General features: G+C 72.7%; 18 protein-coding genes. 12 read left to right on the top strand and 6 right to left on the bottom strand.

The window, feature by feature from the left end; genetic code table 11:
* Positions 1–127: 127 nt before the first annotated feature.
* The 6 genes from ACFYZ4_RS05320 to ACFYZ4_RS05295 all read left to right on the top strand — a co-directional run bounded on the left by ACFYZ4_RS05320 (position 128) and on the right by ACFYZ4_RS05295 (position 6830).
* Positions 128–2827, top strand: a complete 2700-nt coding sequence (locus ACFYZ4_RS05320; RefSeq protein ID WP_390783115.1) for a LuxR C-terminal-related transcriptional regulator — start codon at positions 128–130, stop codon at positions 2825–2827.
* Between the two features lie 126 nt (positions 2828–2953).
* Positions 2954–3430 carry an acyl-CoA thioesterase gene (locus ACFYZ4_RS05315; RefSeq protein ID WP_390783114.1) on the top strand — a complete coding sequence of 159 codons (477 nt, stop codon included), beginning with the start codon at positions 2954–2956 and terminating at the stop codon, positions 3428–3430.
* A 14-nt stretch (positions 3431–3444) separates the two neighbouring features.
* A complete protein-coding gene (locus ACFYZ4_RS05310) occupies positions 3445–4125 on the top strand; it encodes a response regulator transcription factor (protein WP_351288335.1) in 681 nt (226 codons plus the stop codon).
* Between the two features lie 128 nt (positions 4126–4253).
* The gene (locus ACFYZ4_RS05305; RefSeq protein ID WP_351288338.1) at positions 4254–4442 is read left to right on the top strand and encodes a hypothetical protein; all 189 of its coding nucleotides are present in this window, start codon (positions 4254–4256) and stop codon (positions 4440–4442) included.
* 192 nt (positions 4443–4634) lie between these two features.
* The gene (locus ACFYZ4_RS05300) at positions 4635–5852 is read left to right on the top strand and encodes an FUSC family protein (protein WP_351288341.1); all 1218 of its coding nucleotides are present in this window, start codon (positions 4635–4637) and stop codon (positions 5850–5852) included.
* Between the two features lie 27 nt (positions 5853–5879).
* Positions 5880–6830, top strand: coding sequence for an alpha/beta hydrolase (locus ACFYZ4_RS05295; RefSeq protein WP_351288343.1), 951 nt, complete (start codon positions 5880–5882; stop codon positions 6828–6830).
* 325 nt (positions 6831–7155) lie between these two features.
* On the opposite strand, the gene ACFYZ4_RS05290 is transcribed toward ACFYZ4_RS05295, so the two are convergent.
* From ACFYZ4_RS05290 to ACFYZ4_RS05275, 4 genes are all read right to left on the bottom strand, one after another.
* A complete protein-coding gene (locus ACFYZ4_RS05290; protein WP_390783113.1) occupies positions 7156–8181 on the bottom strand; it encodes a Gfo/Idh/MocA family oxidoreductase in 1026 nt (341 codons plus the stop codon).
* Positions 8182–8199: 18 nt separating this feature from the next.
* Positions 8200–9330: a Gfo/Idh/MocA family oxidoreductase gene (locus tag ACFYZ4_RS05285; RefSeq protein ID WP_390783112.1), complete on the bottom strand. Its 1131-nt coding sequence runs from the start codon at positions 9328–9330 to the stop codon at positions 8200–8202.
* A gap of 101 nt (positions 9331–9431) precedes the next feature.
* Entirely contained in the window at positions 9432–10955 is a 1524-nt protein-coding gene (locus ACFYZ4_RS05280; protein ID WP_390783111.1) for a peptide MFS transporter, read from the bottom strand.
* A gap of 574 nt (positions 10956–11529) precedes the next feature.
* Complete coding sequence (locus ACFYZ4_RS05275; protein WP_351288354.1) at positions 11530–12540, bottom strand: zinc-binding dehydrogenase; 1011 nt, start codon at positions 12538–12540, stop codon at positions 11530–11532.
* A gap of 321 nt (positions 12541–12861) precedes the next feature.
* Here ACFYZ4_RS05275 and ACFYZ4_RS05270 point away from each other — a divergent pair, with 321 nt between their 5' ends.
* Complete coding sequence (locus tag ACFYZ4_RS05270; RefSeq protein ID WP_351288357.1) at positions 12862–14424, top strand: multicopper oxidase family protein; 1563 nt, start codon at positions 12862–12864, stop codon at positions 14422–14424.
* Positions 14425–14646: 222 nt separating this feature from the next.
* Here the strand turns inward: ACFYZ4_RS05270 and ACFYZ4_RS05265 are convergent, their stop codons facing one another.
* Positions 14647–14832, bottom strand: a complete 186-nt coding sequence (locus ACFYZ4_RS05265) for a hypothetical protein (RefSeq protein ID WP_351288360.1) — start codon at positions 14830–14832, stop codon at positions 14647–14649.
* Between the two features lie 317 nt (positions 14833–15149).
* On the opposite strand from ACFYZ4_RS05265, the gene ACFYZ4_RS05260 reads away from it, so the two are divergent.
* The 4 genes from ACFYZ4_RS05260 (at position 15150) to ACFYZ4_RS05245 (ending at position 23862) form a co-directional block, all read left to right on the top strand.
* Complete coding sequence (locus ACFYZ4_RS05260; RefSeq protein WP_390783110.1) at positions 15150–22235, top strand: amino acid adenylation domain-containing protein; 7086 nt, start codon at positions 15150–15152, stop codon at positions 22233–22235.
* 7 nt (positions 22236–22242) lie between these two features.
* On the top strand, positions 22243–22452 hold the full coding sequence (locus ACFYZ4_RS05255) for an MbtH family protein (RefSeq protein WP_351288366.1): 210 nt from the start codon (positions 22243–22245) through the stop codon (positions 22450–22452).
* Between the two features lie 144 nt (positions 22453–22596).
* A complete protein-coding gene (locus tag ACFYZ4_RS05250; protein ID WP_390783109.1) occupies positions 22597–23559 on the top strand; it encodes a YcaO-like family protein in 963 nt (320 codons plus the stop codon).
* A 141-nt stretch (positions 23560–23700) separates the two neighbouring features.
* Positions 23701–23862, top strand: coding sequence for a hypothetical protein (locus ACFYZ4_RS05245; RefSeq protein WP_351288371.1), 162 nt, complete (start codon positions 23701–23703; stop codon positions 23860–23862).
* 152 nt (positions 23863–24014) lie between these two features.
* Here ACFYZ4_RS05245 and ACFYZ4_RS05240 read toward each other — a convergent pair whose 3' ends face one another.
* The gene (locus ACFYZ4_RS05240; protein WP_390783108.1) at positions 24015–24206 is read right to left on the bottom strand and encodes a hypothetical protein; all 192 of its coding nucleotides are present in this window, start codon (positions 24204–24206) and stop codon (positions 24015–24017) included.
* A gap of 169 nt (positions 24207–24375) precedes the next feature.
* On the opposite strand from ACFYZ4_RS05240, the gene ACFYZ4_RS05235 reads away from it, so the two are divergent.
* Entirely contained in the window at positions 24376–24930 is a 555-nt protein-coding gene (locus ACFYZ4_RS05235) for a hypothetical protein (protein WP_351288377.1), read from the top strand.
* Positions 24931–24997 lie beyond the last annotated feature (67 nt).

The following is a 24997-nucleotide window of genomic DNA, read 5'->3' as shown; positions in this document are numbered from 1 at the left end:
CTGCGCCAAGGGACGTCGCGTACACGAACGCGGCCGGCGGGAGTTCGGGCGCCGGCTTCGACCACGACACCCCGCATGGTCCGATCGGAGGACCGCAGGAAGGCGCCCGGTCCCTCCTACTGGCCGGATGACGCAGACCCACGGCCCCGGCACGACATGGCCGCTGACCGGGCGTGGGCCGGAGTTGGAGCAGTTCGCCGCCGCACTGGACGACACCTCCTGCGGGGCCTTTCTCATCTTCGGCCCACCCGGCGCGGGCCGGTCCCGGCTGGCCGCCGAGTGCCGGCGCAGGGCGGCGGACGCGGGGCACCCCGTGTCGGTCGCCCGCGCCACGGCCGCGGCCGCGCGGGTGCCGCTCGGTGCCCTCGCGCACCTGCTGCCCCCGGACGTCTCGGCCAGGCGGCCGGTACAGCTGTACGCCCGGACCTCGGCCCACCTGCCCCCTCGGGCCGCGGGGCGCGGCCGGCCGGTGCTGTTCGTCGACGACCTGCATCTGCTCGACCTCGCGTCGACCGTCCTGGTCCGCCAACTGCTCGACGCGGGCCGGGTGTTCCTGCTCGGCGCCGTCCGCACCGACGCGCACGACGCTCCCGGTGTCGCCGCCACGGCCGTCATGGCCGAGCAGGACACCGTCCGGCGGGTGGACCTCGCCCCGCTCGACGAGGCCCAGACCGCCGTGCTGCTGAAACACGTCCTCGGGCGGCCCGTCACCGGCAGGGCGGTGAGCCGCCTGCACCTGCTGTCCGGAGGCCTGCCCCTGCCGCTCGGGGAACTCGTCCGCGCGGCCCTCGCCCAGGCCACCCTGACGAGCGACGGCACCGTATGGGACCTGACCTCACCGAACATCGCCCTCACCCCGCACCTGACAGGCCACGTGCGCGCCCAACTCCGGGCCGACGGCCTGAGCCGGGAACTGGAAGTGCTGGCGGCGTGCGGCCCCTGCCCGCTGGCCTACCTGCGCGAGCACCTCGATCACGACCAGCTCGCGGCACTGGAGCGGACGGGCCTCATCGCCGTGACACGCGAAGGCCGCCGCACCACGGTGCGGCTGGCCCAGCCGCTCCACACCGTCGTACTGCGACGCGACATGCCGGAGCTCCGCAGCCGCCGCCTGCTGCTCCACTACCTGGCGTGGAACGAGGAGCACGGGTCCCGGCGGAGCGGCGACCGGGGCATGCGGGCCGCCCTCACGCTCAGGGCCACCGGCCACAGCCTGCCGGGTTCCCTGGCCGAGGCGGTCCGTCACGCCGCGGACGTCGAGGACCTCGACCGCGCGCGCCAGCTCCTGGAGTCCGTGCCGCGGGCCCAACGCGACTACGAGGCCCTGCACCTGCTGGGCCAGGCCCTGTTCCGGGCCGGGGACTGCACCCGGGCGGAACGGGCCCTCGCCCAGGCCGCAGCCCTGGCCACCGACGAGCGGGAGGTCTGTGACACCCTCGCCGCGCGCGTGCACAACTTCGTCTACGGCCTGGGCGATTCCACGGACCGCTGCCACGCGGCCATCGAGGAGTGCGGCCCACGCGTCACCACCGCCCTCGGCCGCGGCGAGCTGTCCCTCCTGAAGGGCACGGCCGCCTTCGGAGCCGGAGAGTTCCGGCATGCGCTGGACCTCTGCGCGGCCTTCGAACGCGCCCGGCCGCCCCGCGATCCCACCCAGGCACGCCTCGCCGTGCGCGCCAAGCTCCTCCGGGCCCTGTCCCTCGCCTGCCTGGGCCGCGGCGACGAGGCGGTCGTACTGGCACACGCCGCGGCCGAGGCACCGGTACCGATGCGGGATCCGTACGCGGCGGTGACCGCGGAGGTGGCCGCGCACACGGTCCTCGTCCACGCCCTGACCGCCGCGGGACGGCTCGGGGAGGCCCTGGCGTACGGGACACGGACCCGCAACGGACGGCGCCCGTTCGATCCGTACGAGAGCAGATGGCTGGTGATGGCAATGGGACGGGCCGCGCTGGCGGGCGGCCGTCTGGAGCAGGCACGCCTGGTGTTCGCCGAGGTGGTACGGGCCACCCGCGCCCAGCGCGCGGCCCTGTTCACCGAAGCCCTGTGCCTGCAGGCCGCCGCCGCGGCCCAGCAGGGCGACCTGGAAGCCGCGGTCTCCGCCCTGGACGAGGGCGCGCGAGCCGAGCCGTCGGGCGCTGCCGCCCCGGACCACGCCTTCGGCGCCGCCTGGACCGCCGCCTGCCGAGGCGACCTCGGCAGGGCCCGGCACCTGCTCACCGCCGCTGCCGAGCAGGCACGCCTCCTCGGCCACACCTGGCGTGAATCGGCGCTGCTGACCGATCTGACGCGACTGGGCGGGGCCGCCACCGCTGCGCCACGCCTGTCCGAGATCGCCGCCGAGCTGCCCGAGCCCGGCCACCTGGCCCGGTCCGCCCTCGCCCAGGCATGGCGCGACCACGACCCCGACCGCCTGCTCGACCTGGCGGACCGGTTCCACGCCGACGGAGCCGACCTCCTCGCCGCGGAAGCGGCCTCCACCGCCGCGGCGACGCTTCGCACCCGGGGGCGTGAACGCCAGGCCCGGGCCGCGGCCCGCACCGCCTCGACCTTCCTCGACCGGTGCGAGGGGGCCCTCACCCCCGTGCTGCGCGTGGCTCACTCCAGCAGCCACCTGAGCGCGCGGGAGGCCGAGATCGCCCTGCTGGCCTCCCGCGGCACGTCCAACAAGCAGATCGGCGCGGACTTGCACATCTCCCCTCGAACGGTGGAGAACCACCTCCACCGCGTCTACCACAAGCTCGGCATCGACGGCCGCCAGGACCTCGCCGCCGCCCTGCGCCCCGACGGGGCCGGCCCTGCCGCGGGCCCGCGCAATGGGTGGTGAGCACTCACGACGGGCGGACCCGGCCGCCCTAGTTTTCGACGGGCGGCACAGGACCGCCCCACCGGACGAGACAAGGGCAGGCATGGGAGACGAAACGTACGACAGCGGGTGGGACCTGGGGAGAAAGTGGTGACCCGGCCGACAGGCGATCCCGGGTACCCACAGGACACCGTGTTCCAGGTCGACGTGTCCGTTCGCGGCTACGAGACCGATGCGCAGGGCCACCTCCACCAGTCCGTCTACCTTCAGTACGCGGAACACGCCCGCTGGTCGCTGCTGCGCGCGGCCGGGATCCGGCAGCAGGACCTGCTGTCCCGCCGCGTGGGGCCGGTGGTGCTGGAGACCACGATCCGGTACCGCCGGGAGCTGCGGGCGGGCGACGAGGTCAGGGTGACCTGCTGCTTCGCCTGGGGCGCGGGCCGGACGTTCGGCACCCACCAGCGCATCCTGACCGCGGACGGAACGGTGGCCTGCGAGCTGGACTCCCTCGGCGGCCTGATGGACCTGGACCACCGCCGGCTCCTTCCCGACCCGCGCTCCCGCTTCGCCGAACTGGCCCGGACGCCCGCCCTGCTCGGCATCACGGCGCCGACCACGCCCTGACGGAAGTACCTGAAATGCCACGCATTCTCCTGGTCGAGGACGATCCCGCACTGCTCGAGATGACATGGCTGAGCCTGGTGCGGCGCGGGCACGAAGTGGCGGCCTTCGACACGGGGGAGGCGGGTCTGGCGGCCCTCTCCAGGTTCCGGCCCGACCTCGTCCTGCTCGACGTGGGGCTGCCCGGACTGGACGGGATCGAGCTCTGCCGCCGGATCCGGCAGCGCGGTCCGGTCCCGGTGATCATCGTGAGCGGGCGCGGTGACGAGACCGACGTCATAGGCGGACTGGACACGGGCGCCGACGACTACCTCGTCAAGCCCGCCTCGGCGGATGTCGTCGAGGCCCGGATCCGGGCCGTGCTGCGGCGCGCCGCGCACGAGGCCGTCGCGCCGCACCTGGAAACCCACGGCGGCCTCGTCATCGACCGCCTCGGACTGATCGTCCGCAAGGCCGGCAGCCCCCTGGCACTGACGCCGTCCGCGCTCAGGCTCCTGCTCCACCTGACCACGTCCCCCGGCCGGGTCTTCAGCCGCCCGCAGCTGCTCGATCTCGTCTGGGACCACGACTCCGTCACCGACACGCGTCTGGTGGACGCCTGCGTGCGCCGCCTGCGCCACGCGGTGGAGGACGAGGCGGAACGTCCCCGCTACGTCCAGACCGTCCGCGGCTTCGGCTACCGCTTCGGCCCGCTGTGAACGACCGGGCCCCGGACCCGCCCCGCACGTCCTCCCGTGCATCGTCCGAAGGCAGGACACCGCGCACAAGGGCCTGGTGGTGTGCTGGGCAGTGCGGAACCGGAACCCGCACCCCCACAGGAGGAACCATGAACACCGTCACCAGCACCAAGCCGACCGGTCCGGCCAAGGACACCGCAGACCTCACACTGACCCCGTTGCCGCGCTGGCAGGCGATGGCGGAGACCGTGCTGAGGAAGGACATGTGTGGCCAGCTGTGCGCCCACGGCTGCCTCTCAGGGGCCTCGTCCACGCTCCACCGGCACCACCAGGCGTAACCGTCGAAATCCGCGCGCCCGGGCCATCGTGGCCCGGGCGCGGTTTCGTGCGGACGAAGGGCTCTCGCGTGGGCGCCGCACGCGCGGGAACGGTCCTCCGCCGGATGGTCCGAAGGCAGGACACCCGGCGCGGTGGACTGCTGGTGTGCTGGCCCTGACCGCGTCACCCACCCGCTTGCGAAGGATCCCGCGATGGACCGCCCCGGCCCCCACCCCGCAGGACGTGCCGCGTGCCCGCCCGTCTCCGGGGCCGCCACCGTCCGGGCGGCCGGCGTCCGGGCGGCCGTCGCCCTGGCGGCGCCGCTCGCCGTCGGACTGGCCGTCCACCACCCCGAGTACGGCGCGCTGGCCTCTCTCGGCGGCCTCTTCGGCGTGCTCGCCGCCACGGCGCCGGCCCGCCGGACCCGGCTGCGCACGGTCACCGCCTGCCTGCTGCTCGGCGCTGCGGGCGCCGCCCTCGGCGGACTCGTCGACGGCCGCGGCTGGACGGCGTTCGGCGTGCTGACGGCCCTGGCCCTGCTCTCCGGGATGCTCTCGTCGCTCGGCCGCACCGCCTCACTGGCGGGACTGATGCTCCTGCTGAACGCCGTCCTGGCGGCCGGAGTGCCGCCCTCCACCAGCCCCTGGTGGCTCCCGCCCCTGCTGATCGCCGGCGGCGGCCTGCTGGTCCTGGCCCTGTGCGCCCCCACCCGGCTCCAGGGCGCCCGGGCCGGGCACGTCCGCACCGCCGTACCGGCGCCGACCGCGCCGACGGTCGCCGCAGGCGAGGCGCCGGTTCGCCGGTTGCGCGTCCTCCTCTCCTCGCCCGCCCCGTGGGGCTACGGCCTCCGGCTGGCCCTGTGCGTGGGGCTCGCGGAGGCCCTGGTCGTCCTGATGCCGTACGAACGGGCCTACTGGGTGCCCGTCACCGTGGTCTTCGTCCTCAAGCCCGACCTCGGTTCGGTCCTCTCGCGCTCCCTGCTGCGGGCCGCCGGCACGGCCGCGGGACTGCTGGCGGCCGTCGCGGTGTTCGCGGCCGTCCCGCGCGGCTGGTGGGAGGTGCCCGTACTGGTGCTGCTGGGCGCGCTGCTCCCCGTCCTCTCCCGCCGCGGCTACGGTTTCCAGACCGCCGCCGTGACCCCCGTCATCCTCCTGCTGTCCGACCTGGGCAACCTGGAAGGCGCCGAGCTGGTCGGCCAGCTGATGTCGGACAGCCTGATCGGCTGCGCGATCGCGCTGGCATTCGGCCACTTCCTCTGGCCGGGCGCCCGGCGGACCGACCGTACGCCTCCGGTCGCGACCGCTCCCCGCCGGACGGTGACCCGGCTGTCGCGGTGGTGGGTTCGTTCGTCCTCCCGGGGGGCCGATCGCAGGACGTGGAGGGACTTTTCCCGCGGCTTCACTGGAGGGCGGCGGGGGATCGAGACCTGAGACGCCGACCGAAAGGTGACGAGTCCGATGTACTACGAGACCGACACCGAAACCTCCGACCACTCGCCGACGGCACGAGCGGCGACCGATGACGCCGCCGTCGTGGCGCGGACCGCCGTCACGGTCGGCCGCCACGTCCACACCGCCCTCGCCGCCGGCCCGCCCGCCGGCGAGAAGGTCCTGCTCCTGCACGGGTTCCCACAGTTCGCCGACTCGTGGACGGACCAGCTCACCTGCCTCGCCCGGGCCGGGTACCGGGCACTCGCCGTCGACCAGCGGGGCTACGCGTCGGATGCGCGGCCCGGCCGAGTGGCCGACTACACCGTCGACCGGCTCGTCGGGGACGCCCTCGCGTTCTCGCAGGCCCTCGGCGGCGGACCGTTCCACCTGGTGGGCCACGACTGGGGCGGTCTGGTCGCCTGGGCCCTCGCGACCGAGCACCCGGAACTGCTGGACTCGCTCACCGTCCTGTCCACCCCGCACCCGCAGGCCATCGCCGCGGCCCTGCGGTCCGATCCCGACCAGGCCCGCCGCAGCGCCTACGTCCAGCGCTTCCGGCAGCCCGCTGGCGTCGCGGAGGCCGACCTGCTGGCCGACGACGGCGCCGTCCTGCGACGGGTCTACGGAGACTCCCTGCCGCCCGACCGCATCGACTCCTACATCGCACGGTTCGCCGAGCCCGGCGCGCTGACCGCCGCGCTGAACTACTACCGGGCGCTGCCCGAAACCCTCACGGTGCCCAGCGGCCGCATCCGCGTGCCCACGCTGTACATATGGGGCGACCAGGACGGCGCCCTGGGCCGGACCGCCGCCGAAGGCACCGGCGCCTGGATCGACGCGCACTACCGCTTCGAGGTCCTCGAAGGCGCGGGCCACTGGCTGCCCGACGAGCACGCCGACCGCGTCGACCCCCACCTCCTGGCCCACCTCGCAGCCCACAGCCGTGGCGGACACGCTGCGGGCAGGTCGGACGGCTAACCGATGTCTTCGCCGCGCCCGGATGCTTCCCGACGTGCAAGGCGAAGCATCGCGCAGGATGTTTCAGCGCCGGGGTCAACGCAGCCTTCGGGGCCCGTGAACAGCACGTAGTTGACGCCGCCGTTGTGGGCGTCAACTCGAAGCTTTCCGAGACGCTCATCCCCCCGCGCCCCGCCCCGAACAGCGGGAAGCAGATGGAGGACAGTCGCCGGATCTTGGCGAGCGCCCTCACCCGGCGCGCCTGAAACCGAGGCGTGGTGCGACAACATGCGCACGCATCGTACGGAGATCCTCGGCCCCACCGCAGGGAGTTCGCGAGGCCCCGCTACGGGGCCGCCAGGAGGGCCGCCTCGTACACCTCCATGACCTGGCGGGCGAATTCCAGGGTGCCGAGGGTCGCGGGGCTGCCGCGCAGGACGCTTCGGCAGAAGTGGTCCAGCTCGGCGTGGATTCCCTGGACGAAGTCCGAACGGTTCTCCAGCGCGGCCCTGCTGTGCTGCGGCTCCCACGTGGTCAGGCCGCCGTCCGTGCCCTCGGGCGCGAAGCCGGTCGTGACGCCGTACTCGTAGGGGATGCCCCGCTGGAACGTGACCCGGCTGCCGTTGAGGATCTCGACGGTGCCGTGCTCGGCGACGAAGGTGTACTGCTCGAACGGCTGGGACATGGTGAGGTTCTCGCTCATCTGGAGCACCCCCAGAGCGCCGCCCGCGAAGCGGAGCACGCACAGGCAGTCGCCCAGCCCTCCGCGGTGCACGTCGACCGCCTCCACCGGGCCGCCCGCGGCCAGCAGCAGCGACAGCGGGTGGCAGCCCTCGGCCAGCCAGTGGCTGGAGGTGCGCCGGGCCGGCAGCTCTCCGCCGCTCTCGGGAACGGACAGCGCGTAGCGGGCGTACAGGCTCGTGAGGCGCCCCGTGCCGGGCATCGCCAGCAGTTCCAGTGCCTTGCGCGCCGCAGGCATGAACACCTTCTTCAGGCCGACCACGACGACCCGGTCGCCGCGCGCGGCGATCACGGGGTCGAGATCGGCGGCGCGCACCGCGGGAGGCTTCTCCATCCATACGTGCAGCCCGTGCCCCAGGGCCTCGACCGCCAGTGCGGGATGCTCCTGGGGCGGCGCCGCCAGCAGGACGGCGTCGAGCGCCTGCCCCGCGAGCATGTCGCTCTGACTGGTGTAGGGGACGGCGCCGTACTGCCGTGCCGTCCGGTCGGCCAGAGCGGCGTCCACGTCGCAGACGGCGGAGAGCCGCACCGGCAGGTTGTTGAGCGCGGGCAGCAGCGTCCGGTATCCGTGCCCGCCGAGGCCGACCAGGCCCACGCGCAGCCGCCGTTCGTAGTCGCGTTGGTAGGACATCTCCGCGTCTCCTTCCTCTCAGGCCGCGGGCCGCACCGCGTCGCCGCGCGGGGCCGCAGGTCGTGCCGACAGGAGCCACTGGTGCAGGAGCGCCACATGGCCGATGCAGTGGTGGGCCGGTGCGGGGTTGGGTGCGGCCCCCGCGAAGTACCGCAGGATCCGCCGTAGATGGCGGCCGAGCGGATCGTCGTACAGCGTGCGCGTCGGTGCGAGCCGCAGGCCGTCGCGCACCACGGTGAGCGTGCCCTCGTTGCGGTCCCGGCCGTCTGCCGGCGCGAACGCACCGATCACCTTCCACACGCGGCCGTTCCGGTCCGTGGCCTCGATCCGCAGGACGCGGTGGCGACGCCTCGAGCCGTACGGGATCGAAGGCTGCGCCGGGCGGCGCGGACGGCCGACGAGCGAGGTGTGGAGGACCACCTCGCACCCCGTGGCGGTGCGGTAGGAGACCTCGGCCCCGTCCTGGGGCGGGGAGCCGTCCGCACCCCACCGTCCGTGGAACGCGCAGACCACGCGGCAGGCGGGCGTCAGGGAGACGCCGAGCCGCCGCCCGAGCGCGTCGAGAACGCCGAGCAGGTGCGGTCCCTCGTACCCGAGGGCCCCCAGTGCCCGGTCCTCGAACCGCCCCCGGGCGCTGTCGGGTCCCCGGTGCTTCGTCATCTCCACGACGACCCGGGTCACCCGGGCACCGGGCACCGACAGCACCGCTTCCGCCGCTGCCTCGGGCACCGCGGAGGAGAGGTAGTGCTCGTCCACGCTCACCCGGCCGAGGTGGGCGTCCAGCAGGCGGCACATCTCCGGCACTTCTCCCGGGACGCAGACCGGCTTCTCCACGATCACGTCCGCCTCCGGTGCCAGTCGGCCGATCTGCCGGAACACCGCGGTGTGCGCGGCCGTCGGGGTGCAGATGCTCCACAGGTCCACCGACCGGGGCGTGCGCACCTCGTCGAGGGAGCCCAGGACCGGGACGCCGGAGGCGAGCACCGTTCCCGCCCGCCGCGGGTCGACCACGGCGACGGTCCGTACGCCCAGCTCCGCCAGCTTGGCCTGCTGCATCTGCCCCATCACGCCGTGGCCGACCACCACGCATGTCGTCTCCGCCGAGGTCCGGCGTGGGCGTGGGGGCCGGTTGGCTCCGCTCTGGTTCACGATCACTGCCCTCCTGTTCCCGCCTGCTGTCACGTTAGGGACGCCGCCTCGCGGTTCTTGTCCTGCGTTCGGACTCCGCCGGGGACGAAGGTGGCCGCACATCAGTGCGCCGTCGGCTGCCAGGAGTCGACCCGCTTGCGTCTCAGGAAGAGGCCCAGGGCCGCGAGGACGGCCAGGGAGCCCTCGGCGGCCACGACCAGCGTGGTGCTCAGATCGACCCCGGACAGCACCAGCAGTGAGGCCACGCTGTCGCCGGCCGTCACGGCCAGGAACCAGATGCCCATCGTCTGGCTCGCGTACTTCAGCGGTGCCATCTTGGTGGTCACCGAGAGGCCGACGGGCGACAGACACAGCTCGCCGATGGTCTGGATCAGGTAGATCGACACCAGCCACAGGGGACTGACCTTGGCGCCCTCCCCGGCCATGGCCATCGGTACGACGAAGATGAGGAAGGACACGCCGACCAGGCCCAGGCCGAGGGCGAACTTCACCGTGGTCGTCGGTTCCTTCCGGAGCCGTGCCAGCCGGAGCCAGGCCCAGGCGAACACCGGCCCCAACAGCATGATGAACACCGGGTTCGCGGACTGGAGCCATGAGCTCGGGAACGCGAAGCCGAGCACGTGGCCGCTGGTGCTGCCGGCGCCGAAGACGGCCATGGTGGAAGCACCCTGGTCGTAGACCATCCAGAACACGGCGGCGGCCGCGAAGAGCCACACGTAGGAGCCCATCCGGGACTGCTCCCTCGCGTCCAGTTCCCTGTCCCGCCTGATCCGGAGCAGTACACCGACCGGGATCGCGATACCCGCCAGGCTCAAGGGCACCAGAGCCCACTTCAGCGTGTAGTGCCCGGACAGGACGAGTGTGGTGTAGCAGATCGCGGCGGCGCCCAGCCAAAGACCGAACTTCCTGACCACGGAAAGGAGTTCACCCCGCTTCAAGGGCTTGGCCAGGCTGTTGTGGACGCCCCGCAGGTGACGGGTGCCCAGCACGAACTGGGCCAGTCCCAGCGCCATTCCCGCGGCGGCGAGCGCGAAGCCCAGGTGCCAGGAGTACTGCTGGCCGATGGTGCCGATGACCAGCGGGGCCAACAGGGCGCCGAGGTTGATGCCCATGTAGAACACGGTGAAGCCGCCGTCGCGCCGGGGGTCGTCCGGCCCTTTGTAGAGATGGCCGACCAGCGTGGAGACGTTGGGCTTCAGCAGGCCCGAACCGGCGGCGACCAGCGCCAGACCACCGAAGAACGGGGGCAGGCCCGGCACGGCCAGCAACAGGTGGCCGGTGATGATCACGCACCCGGCCACGATCACGGTGCGTCGCGGCCCCCACAGCCGGTCGCCCAGCCAGCCGCCCGCCATGCAGGGCAGGTACACCATGGCCATGTAGAGCGAGGTGATGGCCAGGGTGGTGGAACCGCTCATGGCCAGACCGTGCCCCTGGGATCCCGCCGCGGCGGCGGGGCCGCCCGAGATCAGGTAGAGGGGCAGGAGCGCGCGCATGCCGTAGAAGCTGAACCGCTCCCACATCTCGGTCAGGAAGAGCGTGGCCAGTCCGCGGGGGTGCCCGAAGAAGGTCTTCTCGGAGATCTCGCCGCCGTTCGGGGCGGGAGCCCAGCTGGTGGTGATCATGCCGTGCCAATGTTCGGGGGATCGGGGCGTGGTCGGCCGCGCGATCGACGCCGGGCGTGTGTGCCCTGACGTACGAGGCAGCGCACCGGCAACTCTCGCGCGCTACGCGGGTGCCCGGGCAGAGCCGTACGGTGCATCGTGGGTCGAACGGCGAATCAGCCGGAGGAGGCTTCGCGCGCGCCTGGGCGTTCCTCCGATCGGAGGCTTGCGGAGCGGCGGTTCGTCCGTACTGTCGTCCGATGGGACGAAGCGGGGCGGAACCGTGGCGTGGTGCGGTGGGTCGGTGACCGGTTCCACTTCTCTCTCCAAGGAGGCAGGTCATGACCCCCCCGTCGCGCTGTCCGGGCTTCCCCCGCGGGACAGGCGTGCGTGTCCCTACTGCCAGTGCAACCGCAACTCCGACGCCGTGGAGTCCCGGCCGACGCTTCGTCGCAAGGGCTGAGCCCGTTGACCACCTGTTGATCCGACCGTGCTGCGCATCCGCAACGGGCCGGGGCCTCCTCCTTCCGGATCACCGGCAGGAGGAGGCCCCGGTCACTGCGTGCGCGGTGGCGCCCGGGCCGGCGCGGGGCCGTCAGGGGGTGAGGATCAGCCGGATCGGGTTGCCTTCCTTGCGCTCCAGGGCATTCACGGCCTGCGCGGCGTCGGCCAGGGGGTAGGTTCCGCTGATCGAGCCGGAGAGGTCCAGACGGCGCATGCCCACCAGGCGGACCAGCTCGACGAGGTCCTCGGGCCGGGAGCCGTAGTGGCCGAGGACCTGCTGCCGGAAGCGGCAGAACCAGAGGTTGTTCCGGACGGTGAAGGGCTGGTCGGTGAGGCCGACCAGGACCAGTCGGCCGTACTCGGCGAGAGCCTCCAGCGCCTGGTCCCGCGCGGCGGGCACCCCGGCGAAGTCGAAGGCCGCGGCGACACCCCCGGCCCCGGCGGCGGCGCGCAGCAGGGCGCCGAATTCCGGGTCGGCCGGGTCCAGGGCGGCGTCGGCGCCGAGCCGCAGAGCGCGCTCGCGGGCGGCGGCCAGCGGGTCCACGGCGATGACCGGGCAGGCCCCCACCATGCGGAGCAGCTGGACGGCGTGCGCGCCGAGGCCGCCGACGCCCCACACCGCGACGGCCTCCGCGGGCCGTACGTTCGCCGCGGAGGTGATCGCCGCCCAGGGGGTGGAGACCGCGTCGGGGATGACACAGGCCTGCTCGAAGGGGATCCCGGGCGGGAGGGGGACCACCGCATCGGCTGCGGCCACGGTGTACTCGGCCCAGCCGCCGTCGATGTTCACCCCGCGGGTGCAGGGGGTTCCGTCGCGGAGCTCGCCCGCCTGGAGGACGACGGGGTCGCCCACGGCGAGACCGGTGACACCGTCGCCGAGGGCTGTGACCTCGCCCGCGGTCTCGTGACCGAGCGTCACCTTGTTTCCCGTCAGGGGCTGTGGCGCGAGCATGCCCTGGATGAGGTGGACGTCCGACAGGCAGACACCGGCCGCTCGTACCCGGATCAGGACCTGGCCCGGTCCGGGCTCGGGGACGGGCACTTCCTCGACGGCGAAGCCGCCCCCTCCGGTGGTGAGCCTTCCGGCCAGCATCGTCTCCATGGCCGTCCCTTCCTCGTTTCCGCACTGCTCGGTGGTGACCCGGACCGAGTGAAGCGCACCGGCCTCCGCGGAACCCCGACCGATGGCGGGACGCGCCGCCGCCCAGGGCTGTTCGGGGGTGAGGATCACCGCCGAGCCGCACCGGCCGGGCGGGGTGCTGTCGCCCGTACCGCCGTAGTGATGACCTGTGCGTGATCCCGAGGGGCTGTGCGGGCGAAGTTCTCGCGGTCACCGGCTTTTGTCCGCGACCGTGTTCCGCCGAGGTGATACCTGAGCCGTGGAACGTGTGACAACCGTGAAACCGTGGAGGTATGACCACACATGCGGCCCCGACTGAAAGTGCTCTGGGGGACGGTGGCCCTCATCGCTGCCTTCACCACCGCTCAGGCGCACCCTGCCGACGCGTCACGCATCGAGACCGGGGTGCGGGCGGACCGGAACCCCATCGGAAATCCGGGGCCCCGTCTGGAGGATCCGCCCGAGTACGTGAGCCGGTACGGCGTCCTCCAGGCGACGATCACCGTGGAGCGCAAGCTCGTGCAGGTGGGCAACCAGATGCTGTACGCGCTGACGTACAACGGGCGGTACATGCCCCCCACGCTGCGGGTGCGCCCGGGCGACGTCATTCAGCTCAAGATGAGAAACAACGTGGACGAGGACACCAATCTCCACCTCCACGGACTCCACGTGTCACCGCGGCCTCCCGCCGATGACATCTTCATCGCCATCAAGTACGGCGAGACCTACGACTACACCTACACGCTGCCCCGCAGCCAGCGGCCGGGAACGTACTGGTACCACTCCCACGCCCACGGGCTGTCGGCGGGCCAGGTCGCGGGCGGTGAGTCCGGCATCATCATCGTCGACGACCTGCGGGAGTACCTGCCGCCCGACCTGAAGGACATCACCGAGCACGTCGTCGCGCTGAAGGACGATCAGGTCGACGGAGATGCGATCAAGACGTCGCCGCTGAGCATCGGGGCGGCCACCAACAGGACCGTCAACGGCCAGCAGAATCCCTTCATCGCGATCCGTCCGGGTGAGACACAGCTGTGGCGCCTGGCCAACATCGGCGCCAACATCTACTACAAGCTCCACCTCGCGGGCTTCCGGTTCCACGTGATCGCCCAGGACGGTCACCCGGTGCACAAGGTGTACTCGGCGGACAGCCTGGTCATCGCGGCGGGAGCCCGGTACGACGTCCTGGTCCAGGCCGGGCGCCCCGGAGTCGCCCAGCTGGAGACGCTGCCCTACAACACGGGATCGGCCGGCAACCAGTTCCCGCAGGCGAACCTCGCCACCGTGGTGACCAAGGGGAAGCCCGTGAAGCCGGCGGCCATTCCCTCCACCTTCGGCCCGTACGAGGACCTGTCCCACGCCAAGATCGCCGACCGCAAGACGATCGCGTACACCGAGAACGCCGCGGGAACCGAGTTCTTCATCAACGGGAAGATGTTCGACCCGAACCGGATCGACTTCACCTCACGCCTCAACACGGTCGAGGAATGGACCGTGCAGAACAACACCGACGAACAGCATTCCTTCCACGTCCACACCAACCAGTTCCAGCTCATGAGCATCAACGGAACTCCGGTCAACCCGGCCAACGGCTGGTACGACACGGTGACCGTGCCGGTCAGGGGCTCGGTCGTGGTCCGCACGAAGTTCCTCGACTTCACCGGGAGGACGGTCCTCCACTGCCACATCCTGAACCACGAGAACATGGGCATGATGGCCGTGCTGGACATCGTCCCTCCGGGCGCTCCGATCAGCACCCCCTCCACCCACATCCCCTCCGGGCACGGGCACTCCGGGCACACGCCCTCCGGCCACACCCCCTCGGGCCACACGCCCTCCGGGCACGGTCACTCCAGCCACGGCTGATGGCCTGACTCACGGTCAGGCGCCTGTCGCCGTCGTCGTCAGCGGCGGCGGGGCCAAAACGGACATGGCTCCTCCTCGATGGGCGGCGTAGGGGCCCCGTACGACGGATGGCCCCCGCCCCCATTCATTCCCCGCGGCGTCGGCCCGTCAACACCTCGACCGGCGTTCGGTGCGCGGACGTTCGCGGGGGCTCGGGCGCTGCCGATCGCTCATGCCGCGGGCTCATTCCCCGGGCACAGACCGTCGTGCATCCTCCGTCGGGACCGGGACGAGGTGGTGGCGGACCGCCCACTCGGCAGAGTCCAGCGACAGGTACTCCCCGAGTAGGCGTCCCTCGGCCGTGGAGACCTCGTATCGGTCGGCGATGTGGCTGATCCGGTAGGTCACTGAACGCTCGGCGCGGATCACGGTCCGCTCCCTTCCTCGATGACGTGTGTTGTTCGTCTCGGTATCGAGACTGTCCGAGTGGCGCCCGCCCGTCCTCGACCGTACGGACGATGCGGGGGATGGCGGCCCCGGCGATGACGTTCCGCCGCCCGAACGACACGGTGCGCGGCGCCTGCGGAGCCTCCTCCTGCCGCTCGTCCGGATGGATGGGGTGCCGGGCCGTCGCGGATTCGTAGCGTGGCCGGGTCACCGGGCGGGTGTGCAGCGTGCCGCCCCGCGCGCACCCTGCGCGGCCCGCACGTGACCGCCCTGTCCGCCGATCGCGGGAGTCACCAGCAATGAGTCCGCTCGCCTTGGTTCCGCCCACCCTGTCCGACACCACCTTCCCGGGTCTGTTCGAGGGGCAGGTGGTGCGTACGCCTCATGCGCCGGCTGTTTCGGATGGTGCTGGTGTGCTCGGCTACGCCGAGTTGAACGAGCGGGCGAACCGGCTCGCGCACCTTCTGATCGCGGAGTACGGGGTCGGTCCCGAGGATGTGGTGGCGCTCGCCGTTCCGCGTTCCGCGATGACGGTCACGGCGCTGCTCGCCGTCCTGAAGACGGGTGCGGCCTACCTGCCGCTGGACACGGCCCACCCGGTGCAGCGGACCGCGGGCATTCTGGAGTCGACCCGTCCGGTGCTGCTTCTGACCACGCGCGGACAGGCCGGCCGGCTGCCCCGCACGGGTACTCCCCGTCTCCTCCTCGACATGTTCCCGTGCGCGGGGCGGCCGGTGACCGATCCCACCGACCGTGACCGCACCGCACCTCTCCGTCCGCACCATCCCGCCTACCTCATCCACACCTCCGGCACCACCGGCACCCCCAAAGGCGTCGTCGTGACGCACACGGGCCTGGCCGCCCTGGCCGCGACGCAGATCGAGCGTTTCGCCCTCGACGGGACGAGCCGGGTGCTCCAGCTGGCATCGATGAGCTTCGACGCCGCGGTGATGGAACTGCTGATGGCGTTCGCCTCCGGCGGGACGCTCGTCCTGCCGCCGCCCGGTCCCCTCGCGGGTGAGGAACTGGCCCGCGCCCTGGCGGAGTGCCGCATCAGCCACGCGCTGATTCCGCCCGCGACGCTGGCCACCGTTCCGTACCGGGAGCTGCCGGAATTCCGGACCCTGGTGGTGGGCGGTGAGGCGTGCCCGGCCGAGCTCGCCCGGCTGTGGTCGGCGGGGCGGCGCATGATCAACGCGTACGGCCCGACGGAGTCGACGGCGTGCGCGACGGCGAGCGGCCCGCTCACGGGTCGTGGGGCGCCTCCCATCGGCACGGCGGTGCGGGACACGGAGGTGTACGTACTGGACGAGGCGTTGTGCGCGGTGCCGCCGGGTACGGTCGGCGAGGTGTACCTGGCCGGCGCCGGTCTGGCGCGCGGGTATCACGGTGAGCCGGCGCGGACGGCGGAGCGGTTCGTGGCCGATCCGTTCGGCCCGGCGGGCAGTCGTATGTACCGTACGGGCGACCTCGCGGTCCGCCGCCGGGACGGCACGCTGCACCATCAGGGCCGTGGTGACCACCAGGTCAAGATCCGCGGGTTCCGCATCGAGCCCGGGGAGATCGAGCACACCCTGCTCCGGCACCCCGACGTCCTCCAGGCCGCCGTCCTGCCCCACACCACGCCCGAAGGCGACACCCACCTCACCGCCTACACCGTCACCACCCGCCGGGACACCCGGGAGCAGCGGGGCGACGACTCGCTGCTGCGCGGATGGCAGGAGCTCTACGACGACGTGTACGCGGCCTCCCGGGACACGGAGTTCGGGGAGAACTTCTCCGGGTGGAACCGCAGTGAGGACGGCGCTCCCATCCCGGGGGAGGAGATGCGGGAGTGGCGGGACCGCACCGTGGAGAGGATCCTGTCGCTGTCCCCGCGCCGCGTCCTGGAGATCGGGGCGGGCAGCGGTCTCCTGCTGGCCCGCATAGCCCCCGGGTGTGAGTCCTACGTGGCCACGGACCTGTCCCCCGAAGCGGTCGGGTCCCTCCGGGAGCACATCGCGGCGGACCCCGCACTCGCCGGACGGGTGCGCGCGGAATGCCGGCCGGCGGAGGCGCTGGACGGACTGCCCGAGGGCGGGTTCGACACCGTGATCCTCAACTCGGTGGTGCAGTACTTCCCCAGCGGCGCGTACCTGGTCGACGTACTGACCAGGGCGTTCCGCCTCCTCGCCCCGGGCGGGTCGCTGTTCGTCGGCGATGTGCGCGACCGGCGGCTCCTGCGCGCCTTCCGCACGGCGGTGGCGCTGGACCGCGACGGCACACGCGCCGACATACCCGCCGACGGCGCGACCCTGGCCGCGGCCGTCGCTCGGGACATGGACCGGGAGGAGGAACTCCTGGTGGACCCCGCGCTGTTCACCGGGCTGGCCGAGTCCCTTCCCGACGCCGCCGGAGTCGACCTGCGCGTGAAGCGCGGCGTGTTCCACAACGAGCTCACCCGGTACCGGTACGACGTCGTGGTCCGCCGGGGGCCCGCCGCCGTGACCGATGTCCGTGAGGCCGCCCGACTGGTCTGGGGACGGGACGTCACGTCCCTGGACACGCTGTCGGCCCGTCTCGCCGGAACCGGCACGGCTCCCGTACGGCTGGTCGGCGTTCCCGACGCCCGGGTGGCCCCGCAGCTCGCCGCGGCCGCCGCGGTGCTCGCCGGTGCCTCGCCGGCCGAGGCCCGCGCCGCAGCGGGCGGTGCCGCCGGCGTGGACCCGGAGGATCTGTGCGCGCGGGGCGAGCGCCACGGCCTGACGGTGGCGGTCGCCCCGTCGCCCGGAGCCGGGGGCCGGCTGGACGCGCTGTTCCTCCCGGCCTCGGAGGCGGATGCGGTGCTCACCGGCATGTACACCGGCCCGGGTCCCGGCGACGAGTCGCCCGCCGATCGCGCCACATGCCCGTCGGCGGTGCTCCACGACGGCGAGTTCACCGCCGGGCTGCGGCGCTGGCTGGGGGAGCGGCTGCCGGGGCACATGGTGCCGAGCGGTTTCGTCGTCCTCGACGCGCTGCCGCTGACCCCGCACGGGAAGCTCGACCGCAAGGCCCTGCCGGCGCCGCCCGCGCCCGTCGCCGACCCGAACGGCCGGCCGCCGCGCACACCCCAGGAGCGTGTGCTGGCGGACCTCTACCGAGAGGTCCTCGGGGTTCCGCACGTCACGGTCGACGACAACTTCTTCGAACTCGGCGGACACTCCCTGCTCGCCACCCGCCTCATCAGCCGCATCCGCACCACGCTCCACACGGAAGTCCCCCTCGCCGCCCTCTTCCAGCACCCCACCATCGCCACCCTCACCCCCCACCTCGACCACCCCGCCACCACGCGGCAGGCCCTGGACCCCGTTAGGCGCCCCGACGTACTCGACCTCTCCCCGGCGCAGCGCCGCATGTGGTTCCTGAACAGCCTGGACCCGTCACGCCCCACGTACAACGAGCCCCTGGCCTTCCCACTCAAGGGCCCGCTCGACCGCCGGGCGCTCGCCGAGGCCTTCGCGGACGTGATCGACCGGCACGAGAGCCTGCGCACGGTCTTCCCCGAGGAATCGGGCGTCCCCCGGCAGTCGGTGCGCGGCCCCGGCGCGGGGCGCACGCTGCTCACCGTCGAGCAGGTCGACGCCGCGGACCTCCAGCGGCGGATCGGCGAGGAGGCCGCCCGCGGCTTCGACCTCGTGAGCGGACTCCCGTTGCGGGCCGTCCTGTTCGCCCTCGGCTCCGAGGAGCACACCCTGCTGCTGTGCCTGCACCACATCGCGGCGGACGGATGGTCCCTCGCCCCGCTGATGCGGGACCTGAGCCACGCCTACGCGAAACGAATCACGGGCTCGGCACCGCAATGGGCGCCGCTGCGGGTGCAGTACGCCGACTACACCGTGTGGCAGCAGCGGTTCCTGGGCAGCGCCGACGACCCCACCAGCCCGCACGCACGCCAGCTCGCCTACTGGACGGACCAACTGGCCGGGCTGCCCGAGGAGATCACGCTGCCCGCGGACCGGCCGCGGCCCGCCACCCCCTCCGGCCGCGGCGCCCAGCTGGGCGTGTCCCTCCCCGCAGACCTGCTGGAGAAGCTGACCGGGCTCGCGACCATGACGGGTACGACCCTGTTCATGGTGTTGCAGGCCGCCCTGGCCGCGCTGCTGACCCGGCTCGGAGCGGGCGACGACATCCCGCTCGGCAGTCCGGTGGCCGGCCGGACCGACGAAGCCCTCGACCAACAGGTCGGGTTCTTCGTCAACACGCTCGTCCTGCGCACCGACACCGCGGGCAACCCCACCTTCCGGCAGCTGCTCGACCGAGTGCGTGCCGCCGACCTCGGAGCCTGGGCGCACCAGGACCTGCCGTTCGAGGAGATCGTGGAAGCGCTCAACCCGAGCCGGTCCACGAGCCGCCAACCCCTGTTCCAGGTGATGCTGGCGCTCCAGAACGAGCCGACCGCCGAACTGTCCCTGCCCGGGGTGAGTGCGGAGACGGCGATGGTGGACACCGGCACGGCCAAGCTCGACCTCGTACTCAGCCTCAGCGAGGTCGACGGCGCGGACGGGACGCCGGCCGGGCTGCGGGGCTATGCCGAGTACAACGCCGACCGGTTCGACGCACCTTCCGTGACGGCACTCCTGTCGCGCCTGGTGCGGATGCTGGAGGCCGTCGCCGACCGACCCGGTCTGCGGATCGGCGAGGTCGACCTGCTGACGCGGGACGAGCGACGCCAGGTCCTGGACCTGCCGAACCGCACGGACCGCACGCGGCCCGCCGGAACCCTGCCGGGTCTGTTCGAGGGGCAGGTGGTGCGTACGCCTCATGCGCCGGCTGTTTCGGATGGTGCTGGTGTGCTCGACTACGCCGAGTTGAACGGGCGGGCGAACCGGCTCGCGCACCTTCTGATCGCGGAGTACGGGGTCGGTCCCGAGGATGTGGTGGCGCTCGCCGTTCCGCGTTCCGCGATGACGGTCACGGCGCTGCTCGCCGTCCTGAAGACGGGTGCGGCCTACCTGCCGCTGGACACGGCCCACCCGGCGCAGCGGACCGCCGGCATTCTGGAGTCGACCCGTCCGGTGCTGCTTCTGACCACGCGCGGACAGGCCGGCCGGCTGCCCCGCACGGGTACTCCCCGTCTCCTCCTCGACATGTTCCCGTGCGCGGGGCGGTCGGCGGCCGATCCCACCGACCGTGACCGCACCACAGCCCTCCGTCCGCACCATCCCGCCTACCTCATCCACACCTCCGGCACCACCGGCACCCCCAAAGGCGTCGCCATGGAGGCCGAGGGGCTGCGCAACCTGCTCCTGTGGCACGCCGAGGAGGAAGCGAAAGAAAGAGAGGAAGCGGAAGAAAAAGAGGAGAGTGCCGATCGGAGGCCGCCCGTGGTGGCGCTGTTCACCTCGCTGAGCTTCGACGTGTCGGTGCAGGAGATCCTCTCCGCACTCACCGCGGGCAAGGCCCTGGCCATCCCGGACGAGGAGACGCGCCGGGACCCGCAGGCGTTCGCACGATGGCTCGACGAGGAGCAGGTGAGCGAACTCTTCGCACCCAACCTCGTGATCGACATGGTTGCCGAGGCCGCCGGACGTGAGGGGCTGCGCCTGCCGGCCCTGCGCAGGATCGTCCAGGCCGGAGAAGCCCTGGTGCCGGGACCCGCGCTCCTCCGCTTCCTCGAAGAGGAGCCCTCACGCCGCCTGTACAACCACTACGGCCCCACCGAGACACATGTGGTGACGGCCTGCGAGGTCCCGATCGCGGTCGCGCGCCGCCCCGAGGACATCCCGCTGGGCGACGCCCTGGCCAACGTACGGGTGTACGTACTGGACGAGGCGTTGTGCGCGGTGCCGCCGGGTACGGTCGGCGAGGTGTATCTGGCCGGCGCCGGTCTGGCGCGCGGGTATCACGGTGAGCCGGCGCGGACGGCGGAGCGGTTCGTGGCCGATCCGTTCGGCCCGGCGGGCAGTCGTATGTACCGTACGGGCGACCTCGCGGTCCGCCGTCCGGACGGCACGCTGCACCATCAGGGCCGTGGTGACCACCAGGTCAAGATCCGCGGGTTCCGCATCGAGCCCGGGGAGATCGAGCACACCCTGCTCCGGCACCCCGACGTCCTCCAGGCCGCCGTCCTGCCCCACACCACGCCCGAAGGCGACACCCACCTCACCGCCTACACCGTCACCACCCGAGGCGCAGCCGGTGGCACGGATCCGGCCGGGCTGCGGCGCTGGCTGGAGGAGCGGCTGCCCGGGCACATGGTGCCGAGCCATTTCGTCGTCCTCGACGCCCTGCCGCTGACCCCGCACGGAAAGCTCGACCGCAAGGCCCTGCCGGCGCCGCCCGCGCCCGTCGCCGACCCGAACGGCCGGCCGCCGCGCACACCCCAGGAGCGTGTGCTGGCGGACCTCTACCGCGAGGTCCTCGGGGTTCCCCATGTCACGGTCGACGACAACTTCTTCGAACTCGGCGGACACTCCCTGCTCGCCACCCGCCTCATCAGCCGCATCCGCACCACGCTCCACACGGAAGTCCCCCTCGCCGCCCTCTTCCAGCACCCCACCATCGCCACCCTCGCCCCCCACCTCCACCACCCCGCCACCACCCACGCCACCGAAGTCCTCCTGCCGCTGCGCCGGGAAGGCACCCTGCCCCCGCTGTTCTGCATCCACCCGGGGACCGGCCTGAGCTGGTGCTACGCGTCACTGCTCCCGTACATCGACCCCGACCGGCCGGTGTACGGCATCCAGACACCCGGTCTGACGGAACCGGCCTTCGACCCCGGGAGCGTGACGGAACTGGCCCGCCTGTACGTCGCGCACCTGCGCGGCGTGCAGCCCCACGGCCCCTACCACCTGCTGGGCTGGTCGTTCGGCGGCCTGCTCGCGCACGCCGTCGCCGCCGCACTGCACGACGCCGGCGAAGCGGTCGCGTTCCTCTGCACCGTCGACGGCTACCCGGCCGAGGCATTCCCCGAGGAACCCGGACCCGGCCCGGAGCCTTCCGAGGACGAAGGCCTGGCGGCCCTCTTCGACCTCCTCGGCGCAACCCCGGACGCCGGCCTGCCCACGGAACCGCTCGGCCCGGAGGCCTTCGCCGACGCCGTCCGCGAGCAGGTCCCCCCGTCCGGCGCCGACCGGGACCTGTGCACCTCGCTGGGACGCTGCTTCGAACAGCACGTCCGGGTGGCCCACCGGCACCGGCCGCAGCGCCACCCGGGCGACCTGTTCGTGATCTCGGCCGGCCACGACGGAGCGTGGAGCCGGCTCCCCGAGGCGTGGCACCCGTACGTCGACGGCACCTGCACGGTGGCCCGGGTGCCCTGCGGCCACCAGGAACTGTTCTCACCCGGCTGGATCGACACCACCGGGCCACTCGTGGCCGATGCCCTGCGCACCGCCACCCACCCCACCGACCGCGAAAGGTGACACCGCCATGAACAACCCCTTCGAGACCGAAGACGCCGACTACACCGTGCTCGTCAACGACGAGGGACAGCACTCCCTGTGGCCGCATTGGAAGGACGTACCCGCCGGCTGGAGCGTCGCACTGGAGCGCGCCGGGCGGCAGGAGTGCCTCGACCACATCGACGCGCAGTGGACGGACATGCGGCCCAGGAGCCTCGTGCGGTCGATGCGGGGCTGACCTCCCGCCACGGGGCGGCCGGCCCGGAACCGGTGCCGGGCCGTGATTCGTCGGCCGGTGGTCCGAACGGAGGACGCCGTACGCCGGGCGCCCGCGCTCCGGCCACCCCGCCGCCGGCTCCCTTCCGACGACGGGGAGCGCTCCGTGGTCCTCGTGGAGGCCGCGTCCCGCGCCGAACGCGCCATCCGTGTCCTCGGACTCCACCGGGACATGGTGTCCTTCGGCGGCGACCCCACCGTCCACGGCTGCACCCTGCGCCTGCGGGACGGCACCGTGGTGGCACGGGGCACGGGTGCGGGCGACGCGTTCGCGGCCCGCGCGGGCGCGCTGCTGGAGGCACTGGAGCAGTACGCGACCGTACGGCGCCACCGCGCCCGGTACGTCGACCTGGCGACCGGCCGGCTCGCGCCGGCCGCGGCCGTCGGCGCCATCTCCGGGACCGGGCTCGGCTGCACGCCCGCCGACGCGACCCTGCACGCGCTGCTGGAGGCCGTGCAGCGGTTCACCGCCGCCGGGTTCGCCGCGCGGGCCAAACCCGGGGGCCGTGCGCACCCGGACACCCCCGTGCTGGACCGGACCACGCTGCCGGGCGCGCTCGCCGACACGGTGCGCAGCACCGAGCGCCGGATCGGCGCGGGCATCCGGATCCTAGCCCTCGACGACGACGAGCTGGTGCCGGTGTACCTGGCCCACGCCTTCACGGGTCGGGCGGGCGACGGACACGTCGGGCTGGGGACGTCGCTGTCGGAGACCGTCGCCGTGCGGCGGGCCTGCCGCCGACTGCTGGAGCGCAGCCTGCCCGGGGCGGCGGGCACGGGGTGGCATCCCGCCGGGCCCGCCCCGTACGCCGAGGGCCCCGAGACGGCGGACGCCCTGGGCACGGCCCTGGCTGCCGTGACCGGAGCGGTCCTGCCGCCGCACGGGGCGGGTGGACCTCCGCTGGTACCCCTCGGACGAGACCGGGCCCCGTCCACTTCCTCGGCGCACCTCGAGCACCTCGTGGAGCTGCTGTCCGTGCGCCGGCATCGGGTGCACGCGGCCACGATCGCGGTGCTCCCCGCCGGGCTGGTCCTCTCGAAGGTGCTCCTGCAGCCGGAGCGGGCGTAGCCGTCGGCACGGTCACCCCGGCTCTCCGCCGATGGGAGGACACCAGCCCCGTGAAGCCGTCCCTAGCCTGACAGCAAGAGCGCATGGCCAAGGCAGGAACCGGTGACCGTGCCGCCCACCCCGCAATCGAAATGAGGAACCATGGCCGAGAACCGACGCACCACGCTCTCCCACCTCGGATTCGCCCCTGTCCCCGTCGGCGTCACCACCCGCCCGGCGCTGCTGTGCCAGCCCTGTTCGCGGGTGTCCCTGGGCCGTCCCGCCTCAACTCGCCGGGACACGAAGGGCGACGCCCGTCAGTAAAGCTCCGGCACGGCACGGCACGGCCCGGTCGGCGTCGACCGGGCCGGTCCCGTATGCCTCACAAGACGTGCGCAGCTGTTGGGCCGGTCCGTACGGGACCGGCCCAACAGCTGCGCGTGGCACATTCGGGGGTCTGAGCCCCGGGATTTCGGTCAGCGGCCGGACCCGGCCGCGTCGTCGACGTACCGCATGGGCGGCGCGGTGAAGGTCTCCTTGGTCTTGAAACAGTAGATGCAGGAACAAGCGCGTTCCTCGGCGGAGAGGACGGGCAGCGCCATCGGTGTCAGGCTGACGTCGAGAGAGTCGGCGCCGGTGGACGGCGTGCGGGCGAAGGTGTCGGTCATGGCTTTCCTCCCGGGAAGCGTGATGAGGGATTACGCACCCAGCACACCGGTCGTCGGCCGGGTCGCATGTAGTTCGATCGGACCCCGCGCAGGACGGCTCACCGATCGTCACCCTGGGGTCACGGACGAGGAGACCCGGTCGGCCTCCGGGCCGACGTACGATCGGTCCATGGACCTCACCGGCAGGGTCTGGGGCGCCACCCCTGAGGAGCGGCGAGCTCCCTGTCCCTGCGACAGGCTGGTGCGGCCCCCGGCGGAGGTCTGGTCGCGGGCTCTCGACGTGGCCGCCCCGCCCCGCCTCGTCTTCCGGTGGGTGCGGCAGTTGACCGCCGCCCCGTACAGCTACGACTGGATCGACTTCCGCGGCCGGAAGAGTCCCCGCGTCCTCCTCCCCGACCTTCCGGAGCTGTCCGTCGGACAGCGGTTCCTCGTCTTCGTGATCACGGACTTCGAGAGCGACGCGCACATCACCGGTCTGCTCCCCGAGCGCCTCGCCGCTCGCCACGGCCAGATGGCCGTGAGCTATTGCGTGCGTGCCCAGGAGGGCGGTACCCGACTGGTCGTCAAGGTCGTCGCGGGCAGCGGGGCGGGCATCGGGAGCAGGGTGCGCCGACGGCTGCTGGCGTGGGGTGATCTCGTCATGATGCGCAAGCAGCTCCTGACGTTGAAGAAGCTGGCCGAAGGGACAGCCGACCGGGAGACCGGTGGGTCACCCACGTCATAGAGCGGCATCGTCGCGCCGAGCCGCACGACTGGGCCACCCGGATGAAAGCCCGGCCCCCGATTGCGGC

It is taken from the genome of Streptomyces sp. NPDC001513, from assembly GCF_042894695.1.
Lineage (GTDB): Bacteria > Actinomycetota > Actinomycetes > Streptomycetales > Streptomycetaceae > Streptomyces.
The sequence above is the reverse complement of the archived record's forward strand: the minus strand, read 5'-3'. Positions and strand labels throughout refer to the sequence as shown.

Coding starts and splice junctions, on each gene's coding strand:
- ACFYZ4_RS05320 (WP_390783115.1), top strand. CDS start 128: ATGACGCAGACCCACGGCCCCGGCACGACATGGCCGCTGACCGGGCGT.
- ACFYZ4_RS05310 (WP_351288335.1), top strand. CDS start 3,445: ATGCCACGCATTCTCCTGGTCGAGGACGATCCCGCACTGCTCGAGATG.
- ACFYZ4_RS05305 (WP_351288338.1), top strand. CDS start 4,254: ATGAACACCGTCACCAGCACCAAGCCGACCGGTCCGGCCAAGGACACC.
- ACFYZ4_RS05300 (WP_351288341.1), top strand. CDS start 4,635: ATGGACCGCCCCGGCCCCCACCCCGCAGGACGTGCCGCGTGCCCGCCC.
- ACFYZ4_RS05295 (WP_351288343.1), top strand. CDS start 5,880: ATGTACTACGAGACCGACACCGAAACCTCCGACCACTCGCCGACGGCA.
- ACFYZ4_RS05290 (WP_390783113.1), bottom strand. CDS start 8,181: ATGTCCTACCAACGCGACTACGAACGGCGGCTGCGCGTGGGCCTGGTC.
- ACFYZ4_RS05280 (WP_390783111.1), bottom strand. CDS start 10,955: ATGATCACCACCAGCTGGGCTCCCGCCCCGAACGGCGGCGAGATCTCC.
- ACFYZ4_RS05275 (WP_351288354.1), bottom strand. CDS start 12,540: ATGGAGACGATGCTGGCCGGAAGGCTCACCACCGGAGGGGGCGGCTTC.
- ACFYZ4_RS05270 (WP_351288357.1), top strand. CDS start 12,862: ATGCGGCCCCGACTGAAAGTGCTCTGGGGGACGGTGGCCCTCATCGCT.
- ACFYZ4_RS05260 (WP_390783110.1), top strand. CDS start 15,150: ATGAGTCCGCTCGCCTTGGTTCCGCCCACCCTGTCCGACACCACCTTC.
- ACFYZ4_RS05255 (WP_351288366.1), top strand. CDS start 22,243: ATGAACAACCCCTTCGAGACCGAAGACGCCGACTACACCGTGCTCGTC.
- ACFYZ4_RS05245 (WP_351288371.1), top strand. CDS start 23,701: ATGGCCGAGAACCGACGCACCACGCTCTCCCACCTCGGATTCGCCCCT.
- ACFYZ4_RS05240 (WP_390783108.1), bottom strand. CDS start 24,206: ATGACCGACACCTTCGCCCGCACGCCGTCCACCGGCGCCGACTCTCTC.
- ACFYZ4_RS05235 (WP_351288377.1), top strand. CDS start 24,376: ATGGACCTCACCGGCAGGGTCTGGGGCGCCACCCCTGAGGAGCGGCGA.